This is a genomic window from Spirillospora sp. NPDC046719, from assembly GCF_040645715.1.
GTDB lineage: Bacteria > Actinomycetota > Actinomycetes > Streptosporangiales > Streptosporangiaceae > Spirillospora.
Genome location: NZ_JBEYYT010000477.1, coordinates 1 through 6,881, shown reverse-complemented (window position 1 = coordinate 6,881; position 6,881 = coordinate 1). Strand labels below are relative to the sequence as shown.

Annotated in this window: 7 protein-coding genes; 2 read left to right on the top strand and 5 right to left on the bottom strand. The window is 74.3% G+C overall.

Annotation, left to right across the window (positions count from 1 at the left end; genetic code table 11):
• Positions 1-67 precede the first annotated feature (67 nt).
• Positions 68-694: a TetR/AcrR family transcriptional regulator gene (locus tag ABZ914_RS43565; protein WP_433251051.1), complete on the bottom strand. Its 627-nt coding sequence runs from the start codon at positions 692-694 to the stop codon at positions 68-70.
• A 104-nt stretch (positions 695-798) separates the two neighbouring features.
• Between ABZ914_RS43565 and ABZ914_RS43560 the strand changes: the two genes are divergently transcribed.
• Together ABZ914_RS43560 and ABZ914_RS43555 are read left to right on the top strand one after the other, a co-directional pair.
• Entirely contained in the window at positions 799-1,761 is a 963-nt protein-coding gene (locus ABZ914_RS43560; RefSeq protein ID WP_500200621.1) for an AurF N-oxygenase family protein, read from the top strand.
• Between the two features lie 23 nt (positions 1,762-1,784).
• Positions 1,785-3,299, top strand: a complete 1,515-nt coding sequence (locus ABZ914_RS43555; RefSeq protein ID WP_500200620.1) for an FAD-dependent oxidoreductase — start codon at positions 1,785-1,787, stop codon at positions 3,297-3,299.
• A gap of 3 nt (positions 3,300-3,302) precedes the next feature.
• Here ABZ914_RS43555 and ABZ914_RS43550 read toward each other — a convergent pair whose 3' ends face one another.
• From ABZ914_RS43550 to ABZ914_RS43535, 4 genes are all read right to left on the bottom strand, one after another.
• On the bottom strand, positions 3,303-4,331 hold the full coding sequence (locus ABZ914_RS43550; RefSeq protein WP_500200619.1) for an ABC-2 membrane transporter-related protein: 1,029 nt from the start codon (positions 4,329-4,331) through the stop codon (positions 3,303-3,305).
• The gene (locus ABZ914_RS43545) at positions 4,328-5,218 is read right to left on the bottom strand and encodes an ABC transporter ATP-binding protein (protein WP_500200618.1); all 891 of its coding nucleotides are present in this window, start codon (positions 5,216-5,218) and stop codon (positions 4,328-4,330) included. The genes ABZ914_RS43550 and ABZ914_RS43545 overlap by 4 nt, the downstream gene beginning before the upstream one ends.
• A gap of 125 nt (positions 5,219-5,343) precedes the next feature.
• Positions 5,344-6,000, bottom strand: a complete 657-nt coding sequence (locus ABZ914_RS43540) for a response regulator (RefSeq protein ID WP_500200617.1) — start codon at positions 5,998-6,000, stop codon at positions 5,344-5,346.
• A partial coding sequence (locus ABZ914_RS43535) for a sensor histidine kinase (RefSeq protein WP_500200616.1) occupies positions 5,997-6,881 on the bottom strand: 885 nt, incomplete at its 5' end. The genes ABZ914_RS43535 and ABZ914_RS43540, both read right to left, overlap by 4 nt.

The window sequence follows — 6,881 nt, the reverse complement described above, 5'->3', positions numbered from 1 at the left end:
GACCTGCGGCGCTACCTGCGCACCGTCACGGGGTTCATCTCGCTGCTGCCCGGCCGGCGGAAACCGGTCAGCGGGCGGACGCCGCCGGGGCCGCGCCCTCGCCGCGCCCGGGCAGCAGCGAGATGAACCCCGTGACGGTGCGCAGGTAGCGCCGCAGGTCCTCCGGGTCGTCGGCGTCGACGCCGGCGCTGTTCACGAAGACCAGCGACAGCACGATCCGGGTCAGCACGTCGATGAGCACCGGCACGTCGACCGGCGGGAACTCGCCCCGGTCGATCTTCTCCTGCACGACCGGGGCCGCGAGGGCCGTGACGCGGGCGACGGTGAGGTCCGCGCGGATCGTGAACCACGGCAGCACCATGTCGGGGACGTCGCGGACGGCGGCGGACAGCAGCGGGTGCCGGCGGGCCCGGCCGACGAGGAAGGCCAGCAGGTCCGACACGTAGTCGGCGTCCCAGCGGGCGGCGTCGATGATCGGCGCGGCCTCGGCGAGGTAGGCGGTGAGCTCGCGCTCGATCAGCGCGTCCTTGATCTCGTCGAGGCTGCCGCCGTACTTGTACAGCGTCGGGCGCGACAGCCCGGCCCGGCGCGCGATCGCCGACAGCAGCCGGGTGGAGGTGAACCCGCCCTCGGTCAGGCACGCGGCGGCGGCGTCGAGGATGCGGGCGTGGATGTCCCCGTCCTGCCTCGGCATGGGCCCGATTGTATGGCCGGGCCCACAGTCCCCGCCCATTGACCCGGTAAGCGATCACTGTTTACAGTTCCTATAGGAAGTGTAAACGATCTAGGAGGTCCCCGATGGCACAGGTGACCGAGTACCGCGAGTTCCTGCGGACCCTCTCCAACGGATCCGTCCACCGCCGGTTCGACCCGTACCTGGACATCGACTGGGACTCCCCGGACTTCGCCATCGACGCCTCGGACCCGCGCTGGATCCTGCCCGACTGCGACCCGCTCGGCGCGCACCCCTGGTACAAGGCGCAGCCCGAGGAGAAGAGGATCGCGATCGGGCTGTGGCGGACCGCGAACATGCAGAAGGTCGGCCTCGTCTTCGAGAGCGTCCTCATCCGCGGGATGATGCAGTACGCGATGAAGCTGCCGAACGGCTCCCCGGAGTTCCGGTACTGCCTCCACGAGATGTCGGAGGAGTGCAACCACATCCAGATGTTCCAGGAGCTGGTCAACCGCACCGGCGTCGACGTGCCCGGCATGAAGGCGCCCTACCGGGCGACGTCCTCCCTCTGGCACCTCGCCGCCTACGCGCCGGTCATCTTCTTCATCGGCATCCTGGCGGGCGAGGAGCCCATCGACCACTTCCAGAAGGACGTCATCCGGGACGGCGCCGCCCGCCCGCCCGCGCTGCTGCGCACCATGGAGATCCACATCGCCGAGGAGGCGCGGCACATCTCGTTCGCGCACCGCTTCCTCAACGAGCACGTGGCCCGGCAGACCAGGGCCGGCAAGGGCGTCACCTCCATCGCCTACCCGCTGGTCATGCGCTGGCTGGCCGGCGCGATCATGGCGCCGCCGCGGCGGTTCGCCAAGGAGTTCGGCATCCCCCGCAAGGTGATGCGCGAGGCGTTCTGGCAGCGCGAGGAGTCGAAGGCGATCCTGCGCGGCTACTTCGGCGACGTCCGGATGCTCGCCGAGGAGCTCGGCCTGATGAACCCCGCCGCCCGGAAGGTGTGGAAGGCCTGCGGCATCGACGGCGAGCCGTCCCGCTACCGCGGCGAGCCGCACCGCCGGGCCCACGCCGCCTGACCCGTTAGGAAGCACCCCCAGCCATGCCCCACGTGGTCACGCAGTCCTGCTGCGGCGACGCGTCCTGCGTGTACGCCTGCCCGGTGAACTGCATCCATCCCACCCCGGACGAGCCGGACTTCCTCACGTCCGACATGCTCTACATCGACCCGGTCGCCTGCGTCGACTGCGGCGCCTGCGTGACCGCGTGCCCGGTCGACGCGATCGTCCCGCACGACCGGCTGCCGGAGTCGCAGGAGCCATTCGTGTCGATCAACGAGGCGTTCTACCGGGACGGCCGGGTGCGGCCGCTGCTGGCGCCGCACGTCCCGCCGCTCACGGTGCCCGCGGGCCGGGAGCCGCTCGACGTGGCGATCGTGGGGACGGGCCCGGCGGCGATGTACGCGGCGGACGAGCTGCTCACCGTCCCCGGCGCGCGGGTCACGATGTACGAGCGGCTGTCCGTCCCGTACGGGCTGGCGCGCACCGGCGTCGCCCCCGACCACGTGCGGACCCGCCAGGTCGGCGACCTGTTCGACCGGATCGCGGCGCAGGACGGGATCCGGATCGTCTACGGCACGCAGGTCGGCCGCGACGTGACGCACCAGGACCTCCTCGACCGGCACCACGCGGTGGTCTACGCGGTCGGGGCGTCCGCGGACCGGCGCCTGGACGTCCCGGGCCGCGACCTGCCGGGCACCGCGACGGCCACCGAGTTCGTCGCCTGGTACAACGGCCATCCCGACCACGCCGGCCGCCGGTTCGACCTGTCGCACGAGCGGGCGGTCGTCGTCGGCAACGGCAACGTCGCGCTCGACGTCGCCCGCATCCTGACCGCCGACCCCGAGCACCTGGCCGGCACGAGCATCGCGCCCCGCGCCTTGGAGGCGCTGCGGGACGGTCGGGTCCAGGAGGTCGTCATCGTCGCCCGGAGGGGCGTCGCGCACTCGGCCTTCACGCTCCCGGAACTGGTCGGGCTCATGCAGCTGCCGGGCATCGACCTGGTGCTCGACTCCGCCGACCTCGACACCGGCCTTGAGACCGGCCTCGACACCGGCACCGGCGCTCTCGGCCACGCCGCCGCGCAGAAGCTCCGGCTGCTGCGCGAGCTGGCGGAACGGCCCGCGACGGGGAACGGGAAGCGGATCGTCCTGCGGTACCTGGCGTCGCCGCTCGCGATCGTCGGCGACGACCGCGTCCGGGGCGTCGAGCTGGTCCGCAACGCCTACGTCCCCGGCTCCGGCGACCGGGTCGAGCCCACCGGCGAGCGCGAGACGCTCGACGCCGGCCTGGTGCTCAGCTCGATCGGCTACCGCGGCACCGCCGTCCCCGGCGTCCCGTTCGACGAGGCCCGCGCGGTCATCCCGAACGCGGGCGGCCGCGTCCTCGCCGAGCCGGGCGGCGCCGTCCTGCCCGGCGTCTACGCCACCGGCTGGATCAAGCGCGGCCCGACCGGCTTCATCGGGACCAACAAGCAGGACGCCATGGAGACCGTCCGCCACCTCGTGGAGGACTACAGCGAGGGCCGCCTGCGCGCGCCCCGCGCGAGCCTCGTCTGAACCTCAGCTCACCCGGTGCCGCACGCGCCAGAGCCCGAACACCGTGAGGACTCCGGCGAGCAGGAGGTACGCGGCGGTCTCCAGGCCCTGGAACGCCCAGTAGCGGCTCTTCGGCTGGTAGGCGACGTCGACGTGCAGGTTCATCCGGGCGAGGCAGACGGCGGTGTCGCCGAACTTCCCGCCGGCGCCGGTCCGCCGCGGGCTGTTGAGGCACTCGTCGAACTTCGCGCCGCTGAGCGTCCGGCCGTCCGCCGTGCGGAACGGGCTGATGTCGCTCACCCAGGCGCCAGGAGAGCCGGGGACGGCGAGGCCGTGGACGACGGCGCCGCCGGTGATGCTCCCCATGTTCTGGGCCCCGTTGATGGCCTGGGCGGTCATCCGCAGGGTGGTCTTCTCGGGCGGGAGGAGGTGGGGCCGCACCATGTTCGGGAAGACGAACTGGAGCACGATGAACGCGACTCCCGTGACCGCCATCGCGGGCAGCGTCCGGCGCACGAGAAGCCCGACGACCGTGCCGAGCGTGAACGCCAGGACGGCGTAGCCGATCGGGGCGATGTCGCGGGCGCCGAACACGATGGTGGAGAAGCGGTCCTCGGTCGCCTCGTCGAACGGGCGCGCCGCCCAGGTGAGCAGCGCGGCGGCGGCGCCGGTGAGCGCCGCGCCGGCCAGCGCGAGGAACGCGAGCTTGACGGCGAGCCAGCGGCGCCGGGTCACGCTCTGGTTCCACACGAGCCGGTGCGTGCCGGTCTCCAGCTCCCGCGCGATGAGCGGCGCGCCCCAGAACGTCCCGATGACGACGGGGATCAGCTGGAGCCCTGCGGCGAGGAACAGCAGCGTGCTCTCGTAGTCGCCGCGGAACTGCGCGAGGGCGGGCGGGCAGTCGGCGGGCCTGCTCGCGCAGCGGGCCCGGTAGGCGTCGTGGGCGTCCCGGATGTCGGTACCGAGGTACACCAGGTAAGCGGCGATCACGGCCAGCGCGACGGCGGCGACGAGCGCCTGGACGCGGAACTGGCGCCAGGTCAGCCAGATCATCGCGCGTCCTCCCCGGTCGTGGCGGACGCCCTGGTCATGTAGGCGAGCACGATGTCCTCCAGCGAGACGGGCTCGACCCGGTACGGCTCCGGCGGGACGGCATCGCCGCGCACCACCGCGGTGTCGTGCTCGCCCGCGCTCTCGGCGTGGACGATCTCGACTCCGGCCGGCGGCCGGGCGAGCTCGCCGCGCGGCGCGACCAGGCGGCGGTGCGCGGCCAGCACGTCCCGGACGTCCCCGGCGACCTGCACGCGGGAGGCGCACAGCACCACCAGGTGGTCGCAGACGCGCTCGATGTCGCCGAGCAGGTGCGACGACAGCACCGCGGCGGCGCCGAGTTCGGCGGCGGACTCCAGCAGGGTCCGCAGGAACCCGGCGCGCGCCAGCGGGTCCAGCGCCGCGGCCGGCTCGTCGAAGATCAGCAGGTCGGGGCGCTTGGCGGCGGCGATCGTGAGGGCGAGCTGCGCGCGCTGCCCGCCGGACAGCCCGCCGGCCCTCTGAGCGGGGTTCAGCCCGGCCTGGGCGACGCGCCGCTCGGCGAGGGCGGGGTCCCATCCCGGGTTCAGCCTCGCGCCCATCCGCAGATGGTCGGCGACGGTGAACGACCCGTACACGGGGGTGTCCTGCGCGACGAACCCGACCCGCGCCAGGTGCGACGGCCCGGCCGCCGGGGCGGATCCGAGCACGCGCAGCGACCCCGACGTGGGCTCGATCAGGCCGCAGGCGAGGTGCAGCAGCGTGGACTTCCCGGCCCCGTTCGGCCCGACCAGGCCGATGACGCGTCCCGCCGGGACGGTCAGGTCGACCTCGCTGAGCGCCGTGCGGCGGCCGTACTTCTTCGTCAGGCCCTCGGCTTGGAGCACCGGGGACGGTTGCTTGTGCGGCATGCCGCTCATCCTCGGAGGCGGGCGCCCGCCCGCCCATCGGCCCGCGGCACCGTTCGCCCCGCCGGAGACGGTACTTTCGGCCGGTTCGCCGCTGAGTGATTCGCCGCCGGGCGGTTCGCGGCCGGTCAGCCGCCCTCGACGATGCGGTTCTCCCACGCCCACGCGGCGATCTCGATCCGGTTGCGGAACCCCAGCCTGCTCTGGACGCCGGCGATGTGGCCCTTCACCGTGCTGAGGGAGATGAACAGCTCGGCGGCGATCTCCTGGTTGGTGCGGCCCCGCGCGACGGCCCGCACGACCTCCAGCTGCCGCTCCGACAGCGGGACGTCCGCAGTGCGCGCGCCCGGCGCGCCGCCCGCCGTCAGGTGCCGCAGCAGCCGCAGCGTGACCGACGGCGACACGAGCGCCTCGCCGTTGGCGGCCGCGCGGACGGCCTCGACGAGCAGCGCGGGGCCGGAGCCCTTCAGCACGAACCCGGCCGCCCCGCCGCGCAGCGCCCCGTACACGTACTCGTCCAGGTCGAACGTGGTGACCACCACGACCCGCAGCGGATCGCGCACGCCGGGCCCGGCCAGCGCGCGGGTGACCTCGATGCCGTCGAGGCGGGGCATCCGGATGTCGACCAGGCACACGTCCGGGCGGAGCCGCCGCGCCGCCTCCACCGCCTCGGCCCCGTCCGCGGCCTCGCCGACCACCCGGATGTCGGGCTGGTCCTCCAGGATGAGCCGCAGGCCGCCGCGGATCATCGTCTGGTCGTCGGCGATCAGCACGGTGATGGTCATCGGGACTCCCGGAGGGGCAGGACCGCGCGCACCGACCAGCCGCCGCCGGGCCGGGGGCCGGCGGCCAGCGTGCCGCCGAGCGTCTCGACGCGCTCGCGCATGCCGACGAGCCCGTACCCGGCGCGGTGGTGCGGCCGGGCGGGGCCCGGCGGGGCGTCGTCGTCGACCCGCACGGTGACGCCCTCCGGCTCCTCCGCGACGGTCACGGCGACCGAGCCGGCCTGGGGCGCGTGCCGCCGGACGTTCGTCAGCGCCTCCCGGACGATCCGGTACACCGTGCTGGTCACCTCCGGCGGCCAGTCCGCGCCGCCGCAGGACCGGAGCGTCGCCCGCGGCCCGCCCGCGCTGAACCGCTCGACCAGCTCGTCGAGCCGCTCCGGCCCGGGCGCGGCGGGCGCGGCGTCGGCGGTGTCGCGCAGCAGGCCGACGACGCGGCGCATGGCGGCGAGGGCCTCGGTGCCGGCGGTCTCGATTCCGGCGAGCGGCTCCGCCGCGTTCGCCGGGTCCCTGCGGGCGACGATCTGGGCGGCCTGGGCCTGGATCACCATCCCCGTGATGTGGTGGGCGACGATGTCGTGCAGCTCGCGGGCGAGTTCGAGGCGCTCCTCGCGGCGTACCCGCTCGGCGGTCGCCGCGGCGTGGGCGTCGAGCGTCCGCAGCCACCGGCCCACCGACACCGCCGCCAGCCACGCCCCGGCGTACAGGACGGCCATCGAGGACGCGCCGCTCGCGCTGACCGGGGGGTCGGCCGCCAGGCGGGCGACCGCCAGGGCCAGGCCGGCGGCGGCGACCGCGCCGGCCTTGGCGGCGGGCAGGACCCGGACCGCCGTGCCGATCAGCACGGCCAGTCCGAGCACCATGGCCGGGCCGGGTTCGGTGGG